Raw genomic sequence first — 20,082 nt, 5'->3', positions numbered from 1 at the left:
AGCAACTCGCTTCGTCGCCCGTCGTCGTAATGAAGAGAGCACCGTGGCCGCCGACAAGATCGACACCATCGTCAGCCTGAGCAAGCGCCGTGGCTTCGTATTCCCCTGTAGTGAGATCTACGGCGGTCAGCGCGCCGCTTGGGACTACGGCCCCCTGGGTGTCGAGCTCAAGGAGAACCTCAAGCGCCAGTGGTGGCGCTACATGGTGACGTCGCGCGAGGACGTCGTGGGCATCGACTCGTCCGTGATCCTGGCCCCCGAGGTCTGGGTCGCCTCCGGCCACGTCGCCACCTTCACGGACCCGCTGACCGAGTGCACCTCCTGCCACAAGCGGTTCCGCGCGGACCACCTGGAGGAGGCCTACGAGGAGAAGAAGGGCCGCGCCCCGGAGAACGGCCTCCTCGACGTCAACTGCCCCAACTGCGGCAACAAGGGCCAGTTCACCGAGCCCAAGCAGTTCTCGGGCCTGCTGTCCACCCACCTCGGCCCCACGCAGGACTCCGGCTCCGTCGCCTACCTGCGCCCCGAGACCGCCCAGGGCATCTTCACCAACTTCTCGCAGGTGCAGACCACTTCGCGCCGCAAGCCGCCGTTCGGCATCGCCCAGATGGGCAAGTCCTTCCGCAACGAGATCACGCCCGGCAACTTCATCTTCCGCACCCGCGAGTTCGAGCAGATGGAGATGGAGTTCTTCGTCAAGCCGGGCGAGGACGAGACGTGGCAGGAGTACTGGATGGAGCAGCGCTGGAACTGGTACACCGGTCTCGGCCTGCGCGAGGAGAACATGCGGTGGTACGAGCACCCGAAGGAGAAGCTCTCCCACTACTCCAAGCGCACCGCCGACATCGAGTACCGCTTCCAGTTCGGCGGCAGTGAGTGGGGCGAGCTCGAAGGTGTCGCCAACCGCACCGACTACGACCTCGGTGCCCACTCCAAGGCCTCCGGCCAGGACCTCACCTACTTCGACCAGGAAGCCGGCGAGCGCTGGACGCCGTACGTCATCGAGCCCGCGGCCGGTGTCGGCCGCGCGATGCTGGCGTTCCTGCTGGACGCCTACATCGAGGACGAGGCCCCCAACGCCAAGGGCAAGATGGAGAAGCGCACGGTGCTGCGCCTCGACCACCGCCTCGCCCCGGTGAAGGTCGCGGTCCTTCCGCTGTCCCGCAACCCGGAGCTGTCCCCGAAGGCCAAGGGCCTCGCCCAGGCGCTCCGCCAGAACTGGAACATCGAGTTCGACGACGCCGGCGCCATCGGCCGCCGCTACCGCCGCCAGGACGAGATCGGCACGCCGTTCTGCGTGACCGTCGACTTCGACACCCTGGAGGACAACGCGGTCACCGTCCGCGAGCGCGACTCGATGAAGCAGGAGCGCGTCTCCCTCGACCAGATCGAGGGCTACCTGGCGTCCCGCCTGATCGGCTGCTGATCGCCTTTCGCCGGGCCGCGGTGCCGGGTTCCTCCTCGGAGGGGCCCGGCACCGCCGCGTTTCACAGGTCCAGGTCGACGTAGACCGCCGCGTGGTCCGAGGCGCGGTTCCACTTCGAGGTGACCGTGTCGAAGGACTTGATGGTCGAGGGCGCCCAGATGCCGCGCCGTTCGACCTCCACGTGCTGCACCTGCTCCCACAGCGGCGGCGGCAGCATCACGTAGTCGAGCTTCTGGCTCTCGGAGTTGCCCGTGCCGTGGGTGCCCGGGGCGCCCCGGTAGGACGGGTGACCCATCACGTCCCGCAGGCCCGTGTCCAGCAGGGCCCGGATCGCCTCGCTGGACGGCTCGTCGTTGAGGTCGCCGGCGACCACGACGTACGGCGAACGCTCCAGTGCGGTCTGGTAGATCGACGCCACCCGCCGGGCCTGGGCGACGCGCAGCTCCGGGTCGTCGCCGCTCTGGCTCTTGAGGTGGTTGCCCAGCAGCCACAGCGGTGTGCCGCCGATCTGGATCTCGTACTCCGGGCAGTCCCGGCTGAAGAGGTACGCCCCCGGGCGGTCCGGGTCCGGGTCGAACAGATGCGTCCGCATGGACGTGACCGGGTGGCGGCTGAGGATCCCCACGTCGATGCCGCGCGGATCGTTGCCGTCGATCACCAGGTCGTACGGGTACGGCGTCTTCTTCAGGTCGGCGCCCAGCACCTGCTCGTTGAAGCGGCGCAGGGTCGTGCGGTCCTCCACCTCCACCGTGAGCAGGATGTCGGCGTCGACCTCGGCGATCACCCGGCCGGTGTTGTGCACCGCCGCCCAGTCGAGGTCGTCACGGACCAGCTCCACCCAGCCCGTCCACCCCGAACGGCCCTTGGCCACGATCTCGAACGTGACGTGCTCGCCGCTGCCCTTCGTCTTGTACAACGTGCCCTGGCCGCGCGTCTCGTTGACGAAGAACGGCCTGTCCTTGCGCGAGTCGTGCACCCGGTGCTTCTTGAGGAGTGCGGCGATGCGGGTCTTGGTGTCGTCGTCGTAGGTCTCCTGCTCCAGGAGGGAGACCAGCCCGGCGTAGTCGTCGAGGACCTCGCGGCGCTGCTTGTCGCCCTGGAGGCGGAAGACCTTGGGGCGGCGGAAGAGGTTCTCCGTGTTGAAGGTGGCGATACGGACCGTCATGGCGCGCTCCCTCGGGCGGCGCAGGAGTTCCGCGCGACCGGCGGGCGGGCGCCGCCGGGGAGACCACCCACCGGCACTTCCATTGTCGGATCGGGTGTGAAGCGTGTCGAACGGTGGTGACGCTGAGGTCCCTGGGATCGGGGGACTGGTCCCGTAGCGCCGAGGCCGATTGGTCCTGTTGCCGGGGCGGGAGGCCGCGCCAGGGTGACGGCATGAGCATCGCCTTCCTGCTGACCACCCTCGTCGTCGTCGCCACGCCGGGCACCGGCGTCGTCTACACCCTCGCCGCCGCGCTCTCCCGGGGGCGGCGCGCGAGTGTCGTCGCGGCCGTCGGCTGCACGCTCGGGATCGTGCCGCACCTGCTGGCCACGGTCACCGGCGTCGCCGCGCTGCTGCACGCGAGCGCGACCGCGTTCCAAGTGCTGAAGTACGCGGGTGTCGCCTACCTGCTGTACATGGCGTGGGCGACGGTGCGGGACAAGGAGGCGCTCGTGGTGGAGGAGCGGGAGGGGGCCCCGGACCTGCCGGCGCGGCGGGTCATCGTGCGCGGGGTGCTGATCAACATCCTCAACCCGAAGCTGACGATCTTCTTCTTCGCGTTCCTGCCGCAGTTCGTCGCCCCCGGGGAGCCGCACGCGGTACTGCGGATGGCGGGGCTCGGCGGGGTCTTCATGCTGGCGACCTTCGTCGTGTTCGCCGTGTACGGACTGCTGGCCGCGTCGGTACGCCGGCATGTCCTGGGCCGGCCGCGGGTGACGGCCTGGCTGCGGCGGGGCTTCGCGGGGTCGTTCGTGGCGCTGGGGGCGAAGCTGGCGTTCACGGCGCGGTAGCCGCGGACGGCGAGCGGGGCCGGGACGCACTCAAGGGGCTGACAAGTATCGAATGACAGATATTGAAATCTGTCAGCTGTCATGGCAAGGTGGAGGGCATGACGATGCGAACCCGCCCCCTCGGAACCACCGGCCCCCAGGTCTCCGCCCTCGGTCTCGGCTGCATGGGCATGTCCGCCCTGTACGGCGAGGCGGACCGGGCCGAGTCCATCGTGACCCTCCACGCGGCGCTCGAAGCGGGCGTCACCCTGCTCGACACCGGCGACTTCTACGGCATGGGTCACAACGAGATGCTGATCGGCGAGGCCCTGCGCGCCACCCCCGCCGCCCGGCGCGAACAGGCCCTGATCAGCGTGAAGTTCGGCGCTCTGCGCAGTCCGGACGGCAGCTGGCTCGGCTACGACGGCCGGCCCGCCGCCGTGAAGAACTTCGCCGCCCACTCCCTGCAGCGCCTCGGCGTCGACCACATCGACGTCTACCGCATCGCCCGCCTCGACCCGGACGTGCCGATCGAGGAGACGGTCGGCGCGATAGCGGAACTCGTCGAGAAGGGCTGGGTACGGCACATCGGCCTCAGCGAGGTCGGCGCCGAGACGATCCGCCGGGCGGCGGCCACGGCACCCGTCTCCGACCTCCAGATCGAGTACTCCCTCATCTCCCGCGGCATCGAGGAGGAGATCCTGCCCACCACCCGCGAGCTGGGCATCGGCATCACAGCGTACGGCGTGCTCTCCCGGGGCCTGATCTCCGGCCACTTCACCGCCGACCGGCAGCTCGGCCCGGGCGACTTCCGGGCCATGTCGCCGCGCTTCCAGGGCGACAACCTCCGGCACAACCTGAACCTCGTCGAGGCGCTGCGGAAGATCGCCGAGCAGAAGGGCGTCAGCGTCGCGCAGATCGCCATCGCCTGGGTGCTCGCCCGCGGTGAGGACATCGTGCCCCTGGTCGGCGCCCGCCGCCGCGACCGGCTCACGGAGGCGCTGGGTGCGCTGGACGTGACGCTGGAGCCGTCGGACCTGGCCGCGATAGAGGAGGCCGTACCGGCCGGTGCCGCCGCCGGCGACCGCTACCCGGCAGCCCAGATGGCGCACCTCGAAAGCTGAACGGGGCTTTGGGTACGGTCAGGGCATGGCACCGACCAGCGAGACTCTGACCGCCGAGCGCATCCTCGAAGCCACCGAGGAGGTGCTGCGCCGCCACGGACCGGCCAAGGCCACCGTGGTGGACGTCGCCCGGGCGCTCGGCGTCAGCCACGGCAGTGTCTACCGCCACTTCCGGACGAAGGCGGCGCTGCGCGAGGCGGTCACCAAGCGCTGGCTGGACCGCACGTCCGGGCAGCTGTCCGGGATCGCCGAGGCGGATCGCGTCCCGGAGGCCCGGCTGCGGGACTGGCTCGCCGCACTCTTCGCCGCCAAGCGCCGCAAGGCGGGCGAGGACCCGGAGCTGTTCGCCACGTACACGGTCCTCACCGGCGAGGCCGGTACGGCGGTGGGGGAGCACATCACCGACCTGGAGTCCCAGCTGACCCGCATCATCCAGGCCGGCGTAGAGACCGGTGACTTCGCCGCCACCGACGCGGAGGCGTCGGCCAGGGCGGTCTTCCAGGCCACGGGCCGCTTCCACGACCCCTGCTACGCGAGGGAGTGGGAGGAGCCGGGGACCGAAGCCGATTTCGCGGCGGTCGTCGACCTGCTGGTGCAGGGACTGCGGCGAACACCGTAGGGGGGTCCGGCAGTACCGGGTGCGTCCCGGCCGGGACGGGCACAGGATGGGAAGCGAGGGGTGGGTCGCCGCGCGGGGGCGCGAAGAAGGGATGGCGATCGTGACTCTCACACTGCGCCCGGGCACTGCGGACGATGCCGCAGAGTGCGGAAGGATCTGCTACCAGGCCTTCGCCGGCATCGCCGAGGAGCATGCGTTCCCACCCGACTTCCCCAGCCCCGAAGTGGGTGTCGCTGTGATCGAGGGAGCCCTGACACACCCGGGCTTCTACGGTGTCGTCGCCGAGCTCGACGGGCGGATCGTCGGCAGCAACTTCCTCGACGAACGCTCGGCCGTCGTCGGGGTCGGGCCCGTCACCGTCGACCCCACCACGCAGAACGCGGGCGTGGGACGCCGCCTGATGCGGGACGTGATGGAGCGGGCGGCCGAGCGCGGGGCGCCGGGCATCCGGCTGTTGCAGACCGGCTACCACAACAGGTCGTTCTCGCTGTACGTCGGCCTGGGCTTCGTCCACCGGGCCACGGTGGCCTGCGTGCAGGGCCCGCCGATCCGGCGTGCGATGCCCGGATACCCGGTGCGGGAGGCCACGGACGCGGACCTCGGCGCCTGCAACGACGTGTGCCGGCAGGTCCACGGCGTCGACCGTGGCGGGGAGGTCGCCGACGCGCTCAAACAGGGCACCGCCCGGGTCGTCGAACGCGAGGGACGCATCACCGGGTACGCCACCGACCTGGCCTTCTTCGCGCACGCCGTGGGCGAGACCACCCCGGACCTCCAGGCACTCATCGCGGCGGCCCCGCAGTTCGGTGGCCCGGGCATCCTCGTCCCCACGGAAGACAGCGCGCTGCTCAGGTGGTGCCTGTCCAACGGCCTCAAGGTCGTGCAGCTGATGAGCCTGATGACCATCGGCCTGTACAACCGGCCCGACGGTGCGTACCTGCCCTCGATCCTCTACTAGCAGGTGACCGGGCCGGCTCACGCCGCCGTCGGGTCCACCGTCGCCTGGTGGGCCTCCGCCAAGTGCTCCTCCGCCTTCAGCCAGGGCAGGAACTGGGCACTTCTGCGCCAGCCGCAGGTGTCGCATCTGATCGTGCGCTGCACGCCCGTCCGGTGCACACGCACCACATGCTCCCGGCCGTGCTGGTCCCAGCGGCTGACCTTGCTCGTGTCGATCTGCGTCATGGCGCCCTCCCGTGTCGAGAAATCCGGCGTTCCGGTCTGCTCGCAGCAAGGAGTGTGCAGCAAGACCAACATCAACAGGGTTTCCCCGGGGACGAGTTCTCAGACGCCGACGGGTCCGATGCGCGTGGTGCCGCACGACAACCTGCCGATATATACCGGGAGATGAGCGACGGAGCCCTGCTAGGGTGCGCCGATGTCATCGATCAGGCAGGTCCAGGTCACGTTCGATTGCGCGGAGCCCGAGCGGGTGGCCCGCTTCTGGTGCGAGGTGCTGGGGTACGTCGTACCGCCCCCGCCGGAGGGGTTCGCGAAGTGGGGCGACTACGAGCGCACCCTGCCGCCCGAGCGTCAGGGTGCGGGGTTCGTCTGCGGTGATCCCTCGGGTGTGGGCCCGCGGCTGTATTTCCAGCGCGTCCCCGAAGGCAAGGTCGTCAAGAACCGGGTGCATCTGGACGTGCGCGTGGGCACCGGGCTCGTGGGCGAGGAACGCCTCGCCACGCTCGAAGCCGAGTGCGCACGGCTGGTCGCGCTCGGCGCCACACGTGTGCGCGTGCTGCTCGCCGACGAGTACGACGAGTCGTGCATCGTGATGCAGGACATCGAGGGCAACGAGTTCTGTCTCGACTGAGCCGACCCCAGTCGCAGAATCGGCCGGCACCGGCGACCGCCGGGCCCGGGAGCCGTTCCGGACTCAGCCGCTCGTCCCGACGGTCTGGCGTACCTCCGCCGCCTCCAGCCGCTCCGCGGCCCGCTCGGCGGTGCCCCTGGCCCACCGTCCGCTCGTCACCGCCCCCAGCGCCAGGACCGCGAAGCCGCACCCCACGAGGATCCACCAGCCGGGCCGCGCCGCGGACACGAAGGCCTCGCGGTAGGAGGACGAGCCGATGCCCGAGGCGAGCACCGCGCCCACCACGGCGACACCCAGCGTCTGGCCCAGCTGCCGGCTCGTGGAGGCGACCGCGGCGGCCACGCCCGCCTGGGCGCGCGGCATGCCGGAGACCGCCGTGTTGGTGATGGGCGCGTTGACGAAACCGAAGCCGATGCCGAAGAGGACGTAGCCGGCGAAGAGCGTGACGTTCGACGTCTCCGTCTCGAACGCGGCGAACAGGACACCGCTCGTCGTCATCGCGAAGCCCGCGATCAGCAGGGGCAGACGGGGGCCGCGCGTGCCCACCAGGCGGCCCGACAGCGGCGCGCACAGGAACGTCGGGACCGCCATGGGCAGCATCCACAGACCCGCCTCCAGGGCGCTCAGGCCGCGTACGTTCTGCAGGTACAGCGTGGACAGGAAGAGGAAGCCGCCGAGCGCGGCGAACGCGCTGATCGCGATGACCGTGGCCCCGCTGAACGGCGCCGAGCGGAAGAAGCGCAGGTCGATCAGCGGTTCCTTGCGGCGCGGCTCGTGGACGAGCAGTGCCGCAAGGGCGGCCAGGGCGACGACGGCCAGGGGCGCGACGGACCGGAACGGGGTGCTCGGCGCCTCGATGATCGCGTACGTCAGGGAGCCGAACAGCACGATCACCAGCACCTGCCCGACCGGGTCGGGGCGGCGGGCGCGCGGCGCGCGGGACTCGGGGACGAAGCGCAGGGTGAGCAGCAGGGCCGCCAGACCCACCGGCAGATTGATCCAGAAGATGGAGCGCCAGCCGACGGAGTCGACCAGGAGGCCCCCCACCAGCGGGCCGGCGGCCATGGAGATGCCGACGACCGCTCCCCAGACGCCGATCGCCCGGGCCCGCCCGCGCGGGTCGGTGAACGTGTTGGTGATGATCGACATGGCGACCGGGTTCAGCATCGAGCCGCCCACCGCCTGGACCATCCGGAAGGCGACCAGCGCCTGAAGGTTCGGCGCCAGGGAGCACAGGACCGAGCCGATGGTGAAGACGACCAGACCCGCCATGAAGACCCGCTTGCGGCCGATCCGGTCGGCCGTGGAGCCCGCGAGCATCAGCAGCGAGGCCAGGACGAGCGTGTACGCGTCGATGGTCCACTGCAGACCTGACGTGCCGGCGTGCAGGTCCTGCTGTATGGCGGGCAGGGCCACGTTCAGGACCGTGTTGTCGAGGCTCACGATCAGCAGGCTCAGGCAGCAGATCGCGAGCACCAGCATGCGGCGGCGGTGACTGAGCTCGGGCATGCGGTCCATCGTAGCCAATGTCGATAGTGTTGCTAACTAATGATTCATTGCACGTTTCATTGCACGGCACAATGGAGGCATGTCCACGCCCCTGGAGATCGGCCCGCACACCGTCCAGCCGCCCGTCGTCCTGGCCCCCATGGCCGGGATCACCAACGCGCCCTTCCGCACCCTGTGCCGGGAGTTCAGCGGTGGCAAGGGCCTGTTCGTCAGCGAGATGATCACCACCAGGGCGCTGGTCGAGCGCAACGAGAAGACCATGCAGCTCATCCACTTCGACGAGTCGGAGCGGCCCCGGTCGATCCAGTTGTACGGCGTGGACCCGGCGACCGTCGGCAAGGCCGTCCGCATGATCGCGGAGGAGGACCTCGCCGACCACATCGACCTGAACTTCGGCTGCCCGGTGCCGAAGGTGACCCGCAAGGGCGGCGGCTCCGCTCTGCCGTACAAGCGGAACCTGCTGCGGGCCATCCTGCGCGAGGCCGTCAGCGGCGCCGGTGATCTGCCCGTGACGATGAAGATGCGCAAGGGCATCGACGACGACCACATCACCTTCCTCGACGCGGGCCGGATCGCCGTCGAGGAGGGCGTCACCGCCATCGCCCTGCACGGCCGCACCGCCGCCCAGCACTACGGCGGCACCGCCGACTGGGAGGCCATCGCCCGGCTGAAGGAGCACGTGCCGGAGATCCCGGTCCTCGGCAACGGCGACATCTGGTCGGCCGAGGACGCCCTGCGGATGGTGCGCGAGACCGGCTGCGACGGCGTGGTCGTGGGCCGCGGCTGCCTCGGGCGGCCGTGGCTGTTCTCGGACCTGGTCGCCGCCTTCGAGGGCCGCACCGAGGACATCGCCCGCCCCGCCCTGCGCGAGGTCGCCGACGTCATGGTCCGGCACGCCACCCTGCTCGGCGAGTGGATCGGCGACGAGGCCCGGGGCGTGATCGACTTCCGCAAGCACGTCGCCTGGTACCTCAAGGGCTTCGCGGTCGGTTCCGAGATGCGCAAGCGCCTCGCGATCACCTCCTCGCTGGAGGAACTGCGCTCCGGCCTGGACGAGCTGGACCTCGACCAGCCCTGGCCGACCGGCGCCGACGGGCCCCGGGGCCGTACGTCCGGCAACAACAGGGTGGTGCTGCCGGACGGCTGGCTGAAGGACCCCTACGACTGTGCCGGGGTCGGCGAGGACGCCGAGCTGGACACCTCGGGCGGCTGATCAGCCCTTGGAGGGGTGCGGTGTGGAGCCGAACGCCTTCAGGAAGCGGTCGCGGAACGAGCTCATCTTCCACACGGGCGCGTCCCGGTCGGGTTTGAGGCCCTCCGTCCAGTTCCAGCCGGCGACCTTGTCCAGGACCTTCGGGTCCTTCGCGACGATCGACACCGGCACGTCCCGGGAGGCGCCGTTCCCGCTGACCCGGGCGATGGGCTGGTGGTCGCCGAGGAAGACCAGCACGGTGTCGTCGGTGCCGTAGCGCTCCAGCCACTGGGTGAGGCTGGTGAGCGAGTACTGGATGGACCTGCCGTACTCCTCGCGGGACTTGGTGGTGTCGGTGAGGACGTCCGAGGCCTTGTTGCCGGCCTTCTGGATGGCGGCGAAGACCGAGCCGTCGCCGAGTTCGTCCCAGCCGACCATCTCGGGGAGGGGCGCCCAGGGCTGGTGGCTTGAGGTCAGGATGACGAACGACATCAGCGGCTTGTCGCGCTTCTTGCCGTGCACCTGCCGCTGGAACGCCTCCAGCGCGTACTGGTCGGGCATGGTCGACCAGCTGAACTTCGGTCCCCGGTAGCCCAGGTCGCGGGAGTCGTAGAGCTTGTCTAGGCCGTACCACTTCTCCTCAGGCCAGCCCTTTTGCACGCCCGGCATGACGCCGACGGTGTCCCAGGCGCCGGTCTTCTGGAAGGCCTTGGTGAGGGTGAGGTGGTCGCCCGCGCTGACCGTGCGGTAGCGGCGCTGGTTGTCGATCCACAGTCCGGACATGGTCGTGGAGTGGCCGAGCCAGCTGCTGCCCCCGTACGTCGCCGAGGTCAGCCAGCCGCTGCGGGCGGCGAAACCGGCCTTCTCCAGGACCTTGGTGCTGGTGTCGAGGGTCCGGCCGACGCCCGGCGCCATGATCGGGTCCTCGACGGCGCTGCGGCCGTAGCTCTCGATGAACGTGAAGATCACGTCCTTGCCGCGCAGGTCCGGGAGCAGCTGTGCGGGCGGGGTGTTGCCGAAGGTGTCCGCCTTCGACTGCTTCACGAACGCGGCCTCGTCCCGCAGCGACTGCACCGTCCGCTGCGCGTGCGCCCGGAGGGCTCCGGCTCCGCGCTCGGAGGCGATCGGCCCGCCGAACAGGGTCAGGCCCAGCGCGGAGCAGGTGACCCAGACGGTGCCGGCGATCAGGGCACCCTTGGTCGCCCGTACCCGGTGACGGGCCAGTACGGTCGCGAGCCGGATCGACGCCGCGACCATGACGGCCGCCACGAGCAGCACGAGCACGACCGCGCCGACCGCGGCGGCCGTCGCCACACCTCCGCCCAGCGTGTCCTCGACGTACGCCTGCGCGTCGGGCAGCAGATCCCAGTCGAGCGCGGCGTTGAAGCCCCGGCCCAGGTACTCGTTGAACCCCATGTCGAGCAGGTTCACCGTGGTCAGGACGGTCAGGCCGAGCCCGTACAGCACCGCCGCCACCAGTCGGGGCCGACGCGGCAGCGCCAGCACGACGACGGCCCCGATGACCGCCTCGGCCGGGATCCGCGCGAAGCCGGCCGCTTCGAGGGCGGGGAGGGTGTTGGGCAGCAGCAGCGCGCCGAGGACCAGGACGGCGGCGAGGGCGGTGGTGGTCAGGTGGAGCGCGCGGGCCGTCCGGGGGTGCCGGGTGCGCCGGGTGCGCAGGCGGGTGAGGTGGTGCCCGAGGGGGGTCCGGGAGGCGGCCGGGCCCGGACCGGGTGCTGCCGTTGCCTCTCTCTCGCCGTCCTCCCGCTCCCCGCCCGCCGGCTCGTCCTCGGCCTCGGGTACGCCGTCACCCGGCTGTGACGACCCGCTGAAGCGTGTGAAGACAGGCACCCGGAGGTCCTTCCCGTTCAAAGCCCGGTGAGGTGGCGGACCCGCGTGGGGGTGCGGGTCCGCCACCGTTCCGTACGGGGCGCTCCCCAGGTGTGTTCAGCCCGCCGGACCAGCGCTCGGCAAACACCCGGCAAACGGCGGACCAACCGGCCCTCAGACCACGCCGACCGCCGTGAGCAGCGCCAACGGGGCCGACGCCGAACGGGATTCCCGCACGCACGCGTGCGGGTACGGCACCGGCTCCGGGTGGGTGTCACGGCCGTAGCCCGCGAGGACCTCCGGGAGCCGGTGGCCGGTCGCGGCCGCCGCGTCGACCAGGCCGTGGGCGATCGCGCGGGCCTCGTCGTGCAGCCCGTAGCGGGCCAGGCCCAGTGCGATCAGCGCGTTGTCGTGCGGCCAGACCGAGCCGCGGTGGTAGGAGAGCGGGTGGTAGGCCGGCTGCCCGGCCGCGAGGGTGCGGACGCCCCAGCCGGAGAAGAAGTCCGGTTCGAGCAGCCGCCGGCCGGCGAGTTCGCCCTGCTCCTTGTCCAGCAGCCCCGACCACAGCAGGTGCCCGGCGTCGGAGGCCAGCGCGTCGACCTGCTCACCCCTGCCGTCGAGCGCGAGGGCGGGGAAGGAGTGCTCCGGCATCCAGAAGTCGCGCCGGAACCGGTCGCGCAGGTCGCCGGCCGCCTGTTCCAGCAGGTGCGCGTAGGTCGTGTCCTGCCACACCGTGCGGGCCAGGCCCGCCGTGCGGCGCAGGGCGTCGTAGGCGTAGCCCTGGGCGCCCGCCGCCGTCACCGGCCCATGGGGGCGGGTGCCTTCGGCGGAGCAGATGGCGCCGGGGGAGTCCTTCCAGTTCTGGTTGGCGAGGCCGCCCTGGTCGGCGCGGTAGACGAGGTAGCCGCGCGAGGTCAGGCCACCGTGGTCGAGCATCCAGCCGACGGCGGCGCGGGCGTGGGGTTCGAGGCGGCGCGCCGGGCCGGTGTCCCCGGTGTGCTCGGTGTACGCGCCGAGCAGCACGAGGAACAGCGGGGTGGCGTCGACCGAGCCGTAGTAGCGGCCGTAGGGGACCTGGCCGAAGTGGGCCAGTTCGCCGTGCCGTACCTCGTGCACGATCTTGCCGGGCTGGGCGATCCCGTCGGCGCTGCTCCCGGTGGCCTGGGTGGCGGCGAGCGCCAGCAGGGTGGCGGCGGCCGGCCCCGGCCGGTAGGGCAGGGCGAACAGCGAGGTCAGCAGGGCGTCCCGGCCCAGCAGCGTCAGGAACCAGGGGGCGCCGGCGGCCGGGACGCGCAGTTCCTCGCCGTCGGGGCCGGTCGCCGGCACCTGGAGCGCGGCCAGGTCGGCGAGACCCCGGGTGCAGGCGGCGGCCAGCTCGGGCCAGCCGGTGGGAAGCTCCACGCCTCGCGCGAACTCGCCCTCGCGGGCGCGCAGCCGCTGCCGGACGGCGGCGGGGGAGCGGGGCACGCGCAGGGCGCGCCGGTCACCGTGCGGGCGGGCCATGACCCGCAGGGTCAGCTCGGCGGTGCCGTGCGCTTCGAGGTCCAGCGTCCAGGCCAGGCGGCGGGCGCCGGTGCCGGTCTCCTCCACGGCGTCCGGCGGGGGGTCGGCCGTCACGGTCGTGACGGAACGCCATTCGCCCCGCCGGTAGGCGAACTCCACGCCGTGCCCGAGGGCGTGGCGGGAGCGGACGGCGCCGGCCTTGGTGTAGGTGCGGTGGTCGGAGCGCAGCTCGAACTGGTCGGTGAAGTCGGCGTCGGCGGTGACCGCGAGGTGGACGGTCGTCGGCACCGGGCGGTTGCTGGTGACGCGCAGCGACTCCACGAACGAGGAGTCACCGACGGCCTGTTCGCGGAAGAGCGTGTACGCGGGAGGCTCGTCGCGGCCGCCGCGGGGGACGAGCACACAGCGCGCGGTGTCCCCGTCGGCCACCGGCGTCAGCGTGTCGGGCACCGCTCCGTCGACGGTGAGCTGCCACCGGCTCAGATGCCGGGCGTCCCGTACGAACAGGCCGTCCGGAGCGCTGCCGCCCCGGTAGCCGCTGATGTCGCCGCGGTCGCCGACGGCGGCGAACGTCCGGCCGTGCACGAGCAGATGATGCCGGTCCGTCATTCCCGGTCCCCTCCCTTGGTCGCCGTGAGGCCGTTCCTGCCCCGTGCGGGCCGGTCGTGCAGCAGGTCGAGCGTGAGCGCGGCACTCCAGCCGAAGCCGGTGACACCGCAGGCCTGTGCCGTGTACGGGTCGACGTACTCCGCGAAGCCGGAGGCGCCGGCGGTGTGCAGCATGCCCTTGCGCAGGGCGTCTGCCCGGCCGCGCTCGCCGTGCAGCCGCAGCCCGCGCTCCAGCAGCCAGTTGGTGTTGAACCAGGCCGGGCCGCGCCAGTAGCGGTGCGGGTCGAAGGCGTCGCCGAGCAGGTCGTAGCTCGGGACCAGGCGGGTCGTGCCGCCGAGGCCGAAGTGCGGGCCGCAGACCGTACGGACCAGGGTGGCCGCGAGGTCGCTCGGCAGGCTCGGCAGCAGCAGGGGGACGAGCCCGGAGACACCGCGCTCGGGGATCAGCTCCCCGGCGCGCACGTCCCGGCACAGGAACATTCCCGCCGCCGGGTCCCACAGCCGCTCCACCAGGGCCGCGGTCAGGCGCTCCGCGCGGGCCTCCCGTGCCGGGTCCCGCGCGCCCAACTCGTGGGCGATCCGCGCCAGGGCGTACTCGGAGGCGGCGAGCAGGGCGTTGAACGCCGGGTCCTCCACGGCGAAGTCGCCCGGGCCGTCGGCGTAGCCGCGGTCCCGGTAGTCGGCCGCCAGCCGCACGTACCGCCCGTAGTCCAGATCCGTCGGCCGGTCCTCGGGGGCGCCGTGGTCGAGGTCGGCGCGGCGGAAGGAGCGGGCGGGGGCCGGAGCGACCCGGGACAACGGGCGGTCCCAGCACGGGCTGTTGTCCATGCCCTGCTCCCAGGGGTGCACGACGGACACCAGCCCGCCCCCGCCGAGGTCACGCCGGTGCAGGAGGTAGGCGTGCCAGGCGGCCAGCCGGGGGTACGCCCGGGCGAGGAAGCCGCGTGCCCTGGACAGGCCCGGGTCGGCGAGGTGCACCAGCCACGCGGCCAGCGCGTGCACCGGTGGCTGCACGATCCCGGAGGTCTGTACGGTGCGCGGGGCGCCCGCCCTCCGCCCGGCGGCCGACGAGCGCCAGAAGTCGGGGCTCGGGAAGTAGGCGTCGAGGGGGACGGAGGGGTTGAAGACGATGTGCGGGATCCGCCCGTCCGCCCACTGGGCCGCCAGCAGCGTCTCCAGTTCCGTCTGGGCCCGTAACGGCGAGAGGTGCCGCAGGCCGATCGCGATGAACGCCGAGTCCCACGACCACTGGTGCGGATACAGGCCGCGCGAGGGCACGGTGGACTGGCCCGTCCAGTTGCCCTCCAGCACCTGTGCGGCCCTGACCTGCAGGGAAGGTGGCGCGGCGGCCGGATCGTATGCGATCTCGCGCCCCGCGGGACGCGTGGTGAGCTGGGCGATGCGATCCACTCGGGGCTCTCCCAAAGACGTACTCCTGACCAGGATCGGCAGGGGCTACCGTAGGGTTACGTCTATTTAACACGCAAAACCCAATATGTAATGCAAGGTTGGGAAACACAAGGGGGTGCGCATGACGGGACGCGTTCAGGCGAGCGCCGGCGATCTGCTCGAACTGGTGCGCAGTCGCCGCGCCGTGACCCGGGGTGCGCTGCAGCAGGCGACCGGGCTGTCCCGCGCGACCGTCGGCCAGCGGCTGGACCGGCTCTTCCGCGCGGGCTGGCTGCGCGAGGGCGCCGGGGGGCCGGTGGACTCCCCGCTCGGCGGGCGGCCCTCCATCACCCTGGAGTTCGACGACGGGCACGCGGTGGTCCTCGCGGCCGACCTCGACACCCGGCACGCCCGGGCGGCCGTGCTGTCGCTGAGCGGCGAGATCCTCGCCGAGCACTCCGGCATCCTGGTCGTCGAGGACGGGCCGGACGCCGTGCTCGGCGAACTCGGGCGCTGGTTCGCCGAGTTGCTGGTCAAGTCCGGGCACGGGTCCGAGGCGGTCTGCGGGGCCGGGCTCGCGGTGCCCGGACCGGTCGACTCCGAGACCGGCCGCGTCGTCCAGCCGCCGATCATGCCCGGCTGGGACGGCTACGACATACGGGGCCGGCTGGCCCGGGCGCTCACCGAGCACACGGGCGCCACCGGGGTGCCCGTCCTGGTGGACAACGACGCCAACCTCATGGCGTACGGCGAACAGCGCGCCGGCCACCCCGACTGCTCCGCCTTCGTACTGGTCAAGGTCTCCACCGGCATCGGTGCCGGGGTCGTGGTGGACGGCTCGGTCTTCCGGGGCACCGACGGCGGCGCGGGCGACATCGGGCACATCCGGGTGCCGGAGGGCGCCGAGGCGCTGTGCCGGTGCGGTTCGTACGGCTGTCTGGCCGCCGTCGCGAGCGGTGGCGCGGTGGCGCGGCGGCTGGCGGAGGCGGGGGTGCCGGCGGCCTCCGGTTCGGACGTGCGGGACCTGCTGGCGTCCGGGCACCCCGAGGCGGTCGGACTCGCCCGCGAGGCCGGGCGCCGGGTCGGGGAGGTCCTCGCGACCGTCGTGACCCTGCTCAATCCCGGCGTCCTGATGATCGCCGGGGATCTGGCCGGAACTCCCTTCCTGACGGGCGTGCGCGAACTGCTGTACCAGCGGGCCCTGCCCCGTTCCACCGCCCGCCTGGAGGTGGTGACCGCACGGCTGGGTGAGCGGGCCGCGCTGGTCGGAGCCGGTGCGATGGTCGTGGAGCACCTTTACGCGCCCGAGCGGGTCGAGGAGCGGCTGCGCGCGCTCGGGGTGTGACGGCCGCGTTCCGGTCCCGTGACGCGTCCGCATGGTGAAATCCGGGCGGCTGTGGCAGCGTGATTCTCGCCACCCCTGATAAGGGTTGCGCTCAGATGAGCGGATCGTGAGCGGCTGCACTTCTCCAAAGGGTGGCACTGAGTGCCACCCTTTGATCGTTCATCGAGCGAAATCAAATGTGCGGAAACTCCGCTCACATGAGCACTCGGAGGGCTTGAGGGAGGCTCTTGCGTTCAAGAAGTGAAAACATGCGGCTGCGATTGCTTGCTCAGCCTTGACTTTCGATCCGCTGGCGGACGAGTGGTTACAGGCGCATGACGCACAAGTGGACGTACCCAGGCGCCTTTGATCTGGGTATGTTCCTGCCCGTCAGGGCAGCCACCGCGTCCTCGAGGAGTCGAGACCCGTGTCGGAAAACAAAGATCTCCCGGTAGCCGAGCCGGCCGCGAGCGTTGAGGGCGTGAAGTTCGTTTACGACTTCACCGAGGGCAACAAGGACCTCAAGGATCTCCTCGGTGGCAAGGGCGCCAACCTCGCCGAGATGACGAACCTCGGTCTTCCGGTCCCGCCCGGCTTCACCATCACCACCGAGGCCTGCAAGACCTACCTCGACAGCGGCGAGGAGCCGGCGGCACTGCGTGACGAGGTGAGTGCACACCTCGACGCGCTTCAGGCCCGCATGGGCAAGAAGCTCGGCCAGGCCGACGACCCGCTGCTGGTGTCGGTGCGCTCGGGCGCCAAGTTCTCCATGCCCGGCATGATGGACACCGTCCTCAACATCGGCCTCTCCGACAAGTCCGTGCAGGGCCTGGCCAAGCAGGCCGGCGACGACCGCTTCGCGTGGGACTCCTACCGCCGCCTCATCCAGATGTTCGGCAAGACCGTCCTGGGCGTCGACGGCGAGCTGTTCGAGGACGCGCTGGAGGCGGCCAAGGCGGCCAAGAAGGTCACGGTCGACACCGAGCTGGAGGCCGCCGACCTCAAGAAGCTCGTCACCAAGTTCAAGAAGATCGTCAAGACCGAGGCCGGCCGGGACTTCCCGCAGGACCCGCGCGAGCAGATGGACCTCGCCATCCACGCGGTCTTCGACTCCTGGAACACCGACCGGGCCAAGCTCTACCGCCGCCAGGAGCGCATCCCGCACGACCTCGGCACGGCCGTCAACGTCTGCTCCATGGTCTTCGGCAACCTCGGCCCCGACTCCGGCACCGGCGTCGCCTTCACCCGCGACCCCGCCTCCGGCCACCAGGGCGTCTACGGTGACTACCTGCAGAACGCGCAGGGCGAGGACGTCGTCGCCGGCATCCGCAACACCGTCCCGCTCGCCGATCTGGAGCGGATCGACAAGAAGTCGTACGACCAGCTGATGCAGATCATGCAGACGCTGGAGAACCACTACAAGGATCTCTGCGACATCGAGTTCACCATCGAGCGCGGTGTGCTGTGGATGCTCCAGACCCGCGTAGGCAAGCGCACCGCGGGCGCGGCCTTCCGCATCGCGACCCAGTTGGTGGACCAGGGCCTGATCGACGAGGCCGAGGCGCTCACCCGCGTCAACGGCGCCCAGCTCGCGCAGCTGATGTTCCCGCGCTTCGACGAGGACGCGAAGGTCTCGCAGGTCGGCCGCGGTATCGCCGCCTCGCCCGGCGCGGCCGTCGGCAAGGCCGTCTTCGACTCCTACACGGCCGTCAAGTGGTCCCGTTCCGGCGAGAAGGTCATCCTGATCCGCCGTGAGACCAACCCCGACGACCTGGACGGCATGATCGCCGCCGAGGGCATCCTGACCTCCCGCGGCGGCAAGACCTCCCACGCGGCCGTGGTCGCCCGCGGCATGGGCAAGACCTGTGTCTGCGGCGCCGAGGAGCTGGAGGTCGACACCAAGCGCCGCCGGATGACCGTGCCGGGCGGGCACGTCGTCGAGGAGGGGGACGTCGTCTCCATCGACGGCTCCTCCGGCAAGGTCTACCTCGGTGAGGTACCGGTCGTGCCCTCCCCGGTCGTGGAGTACTTCGAGGGCCGGATGCACCCCGGTGCCGACGACGCCGACGAGCTGGTCGAGGCCGTCCACCGGATGATGGCCTTCGCCGACCGCAAGCGCCGCCTGCGGGTGCGCGCCAACGCCGACAACGCCGAGGACGCGCTGCGCGCCCGCCGCTTCGGCGCCCAGGGCATCGGCCTGTGCCGCACCGAGCACATGTTCCTCGGCGACCGGCGCGAGCTGGTGGAGCGGCTGATCCTGGCCGACACGGACGCCGAGCGCGAGGAGTCCCTCAAGCAGCTGCTCCCGCTCCAGAAGCAGGACTTCGTGCAGCTCTTCGAGTCGATGGACGGCCTCCCGGTCACCGTCCGCCTGCTCGACCCGCCGCTGCACGAGTTCCTCCCGGACATCACCGAGCTGTCCGTGCGCGTGGCCCTCGCCGAGTCCCGCCAGGAGCCGCACGAGAACGAACTGCGCCTGCTCCAGGCGGTCCACCGGCTGCACGAGCAGAACCCGATGCTGGGTCTGCGCGGCGTGCGCCTCGGCCTGGTGATCCCCGGCCTGTTCACCATGCAGGTCCGGGCGATCGCCGAGGCCGCGGCCGAGCGCAAGGCCGCCAAGGGCGACCCGCGCGCCGAGATCATGATCCCGCTCGTCGGCACGGTCCAGGAGCTGGAGATCGTCCGCGAGGAGGCCGACCAGGTCATCGCCGAGGTCGAGGCGGCCTCCGGTGCGCAGCTCAAGTTGTCCATCGGCACGATGATCGAGCTGCCGCGCGCCGCGCTGACCGCCGGTCAGATCGCCGAAGCCGCGGAGTTCTTCTCCTTCGGCACGAACGACCTGACGCAGACGGTGTGGGGCTTCAGCCGGGACGACGTGGAGGCGAGCTTCTTCACGGCGTACCTGGAGAAGGGCATCTTCGGCGTCTCCCCGTTCGAGACGATCGACAAGGACGGCGTCGGCTCCCTGGTGAAGCTGGCCGCCAAGGCCGGCCGCGAGACCCGCCCCGACCTCAAGCTCGGCGTCTGCGGCGAGCACGGCGGCGACCCCGAGTCGGTCCACTTCTTCCACGAGGTCGGACTCGACTACGTCTCCTGCTCCCCGTTCCGCATCCCGGTGGCCCGCCTGGAAGCGGGCCGGGCGGCGGTCCAGTCCCAGGGCAGCGACCACCGCTAGCCGGGGCCCACAGAACCCGGAGCCGTCGACGGTCCCCGACCACCCTCACCGATCGCGGCGGCTCCGGTGCACGAAGGAGAGCGGGGGCACCACCTTGTGCGGAGGTGGTGCCCCCGCTCCGTGCTGTCCCGGGATCCGTTCGGGCAGGGGCGCGTTCGGGCGCGTCGGGCTCCGGGCACCCATGCGGTATGCCCCCTTTGGGTGCTTCCTTGTGGTCCTCACGTTGTCCCTCCTCACCGCGGCCCCCGCGGGTACCGCTGCGGAGGACCCGGTCGGGTCCGCCCTGCGACGGGCCGCCCCTCCCCTGCGTACCGCCGAGCCCGGCGGGGACGCCGGTGGCCTTCGGCCGGTCGGCAGGGCGTTCGGGGACGCGGTCGTGGCGCTGGACCGGGTGCGCTGCGACCGCTTCGTCATGGACGTGCGCACGGCCCCGGGCCTCGGCCCTCCCCTGGCCGGCCGAGGCCCGGCCCACGCGCAGTGTCGGCACCGCCTGTCCGGAAGAGCGGAACTGGTTCGACATCGCGCTGGGCCGCTGCTTCGACGTGCTGATCCATCAGGACCGGGTGCGGGCCGTGACCTGCTGTCCTGAAGGATGGTCA

15 protein-coding genes are annotated in these 20,082 nt (G+C 71.3%); 9 read left to right on the top strand and 6 right to left on the bottom strand.

Annotated features, from left to right (window positions below):
• The first annotated feature begins 43 nt into the window (after positions 1-43).
• Entirely contained in the window at positions 44-1,426 is a 1,383-nt protein-coding gene (locus A4E84_RS13130; RefSeq protein ID WP_062926754.1) for a glycine--tRNA ligase, read from the top strand.
• A gap of 61 nt (positions 1,427-1,487) precedes the next feature.
• Here the strand turns inward: A4E84_RS13130 and A4E84_RS13125 are convergent, their stop codons facing one another.
• Positions 1,488-2,591 carry an endonuclease/exonuclease/phosphatase family protein gene (locus A4E84_RS13125; protein WP_062926753.1) on the bottom strand — a complete coding sequence of 368 codons (1,104 nt, stop codon included), beginning with the start codon at positions 2,589-2,591 and terminating at the stop codon, positions 1,488-1,490.
• A gap of 212 nt (positions 2,592-2,803) precedes the next feature.
• On the opposite strand from A4E84_RS13125, the gene A4E84_RS13120 reads away from it, so the two are divergent.
• The 4 genes from A4E84_RS13120 (at position 2,804) to A4E84_RS13105 (ending at position 6,101) form a co-directional block, all read left to right on the top strand.
• On the top strand, positions 2,804-3,421 hold the full coding sequence (locus A4E84_RS13120; RefSeq protein WP_062926752.1) for a LysE family translocator: 618 nt from the start codon (positions 2,804-2,806) through the stop codon (positions 3,419-3,421).
• A gap of 98 nt (positions 3,422-3,519) precedes the next feature.
• A complete protein-coding gene (locus A4E84_RS13115) occupies positions 3,520-4,524 on the top strand; it encodes an aldo/keto reductase (RefSeq protein ID WP_062926751.1) in 1,005 nt (334 codons plus the stop codon).
• Between the two features lie 25 nt (positions 4,525-4,549).
• Positions 4,550-5,143, top strand: coding sequence for a TetR/AcrR family transcriptional regulator (locus A4E84_RS13110; RefSeq protein WP_062926750.1), 594 nt, complete (start codon positions 4,550-4,552; stop codon positions 5,141-5,143).
• Positions 5,144-5,234: 91 nt separating this feature from the next.
• Entirely contained in the window at positions 5,235-6,101 is an 867-nt protein-coding gene (locus tag A4E84_RS13105; RefSeq protein ID WP_062926749.1) for a GNAT family N-acetyltransferase, read from the top strand.
• 17 nt (positions 6,102-6,118) lie between these two features.
• On the opposite strand, the gene A4E84_RS13100 is transcribed toward A4E84_RS13105, so the two are convergent.
• Positions 6,119-6,325 (bottom strand): hypothetical protein, encoded by a 207-nt coding sequence (locus A4E84_RS13100; protein WP_062926748.1) that lies wholly within the window; start codon positions 6,323-6,325, stop codon positions 6,119-6,121.
• A 193-nt stretch (positions 6,326-6,518) separates the two neighbouring features.
• Here A4E84_RS13100 and A4E84_RS13095 point away from each other — a divergent pair, with 193 nt between their 5' ends.
• Entirely contained in the window at positions 6,519-6,953 is a 435-nt protein-coding gene (locus tag A4E84_RS13095; RefSeq protein ID WP_062926747.1) for a VOC family protein, read from the top strand.
• A gap of 63 nt (positions 6,954-7,016) precedes the next feature.
• On the opposite strand, the gene A4E84_RS13090 is transcribed toward A4E84_RS13095, so the two are convergent.
• Positions 7,017-8,462: an MFS transporter gene (locus A4E84_RS13090; protein ID WP_062931425.1), complete on the bottom strand. Its 1,446-nt coding sequence runs from the start codon at positions 8,460-8,462 to the stop codon at positions 7,017-7,019.
• Positions 8,463-8,541: 79 nt separating this feature from the next.
• Between A4E84_RS13090 and dusB the strand changes: the two genes are divergently transcribed.
• Positions 8,542-9,675, top strand: a complete 1,134-nt coding sequence (dusB, locus tag A4E84_RS13085; RefSeq protein ID WP_062926746.1) for a tRNA dihydrouridine synthase DusB — start codon at positions 8,542-8,544, stop codon at positions 9,673-9,675.
• Here dusB and A4E84_RS13080 read toward each other — a convergent pair whose 3' ends face one another.
• The 3 genes from A4E84_RS13080 to A4E84_RS13070 form a co-directional block, all read right to left on the bottom strand.
• On the bottom strand, positions 9,676-11,505 hold the full coding sequence (locus tag A4E84_RS13080) for a sulfatase-like hydrolase/transferase (RefSeq protein WP_062926745.1): 1,830 nt from the start codon (positions 11,503-11,505) through the stop codon (positions 9,676-9,678).
• Between the two features lie 153 nt (positions 11,506-11,658).
• Positions 11,659-13,596, bottom strand: a complete 1,938-nt coding sequence (locus tag A4E84_RS13075; protein WP_062926744.1) for an amylo-alpha-1,6-glucosidase — start codon at positions 13,594-13,596, stop codon at positions 11,659-11,661.
• Entirely contained in the window at positions 13,593-15,005 is a 1,413-nt protein-coding gene (locus tag A4E84_RS13070; protein WP_062926743.1) for an MGH1-like glycoside hydrolase domain-containing protein, read from the bottom strand. Before A4E84_RS13070 ends, A4E84_RS13075 begins: the two co-directional genes overlap by 4 nt.
• Positions 15,006-15,126: 121 nt before the next feature.
• On the opposite strand from A4E84_RS13070, the gene A4E84_RS13065 reads away from it, so the two are divergent.
• Positions 15,127-16,329, top strand: a complete 1,203-nt coding sequence (locus A4E84_RS13065) for an ROK family transcriptional regulator (RefSeq protein ID WP_107308312.1) — start codon at positions 15,127-15,129, stop codon at positions 16,327-16,329.
• Positions 16,330-16,735: 406 nt separating this feature from the next.
• Entirely contained in the window at positions 16,736-19,483 is a 2,748-nt protein-coding gene (gene ppdK / locus A4E84_RS13060; protein ID WP_062926741.1) for a pyruvate, phosphate dikinase, read from the top strand.
• Positions 19,484-20,082 lie beyond the last annotated feature (599 nt).

The organism is Streptomyces qaidamensis (assembly GCF_001611795.1).
GTDB lineage: Bacteria > Actinomycetota > Actinomycetes > Streptomycetales > Streptomycetaceae > Streptomyces > Streptomyces qaidamensis.
Note: the sequence above shows the minus strand (reverse complement) of the source record. Positions and strands in the feature narration are given on the sequence as shown.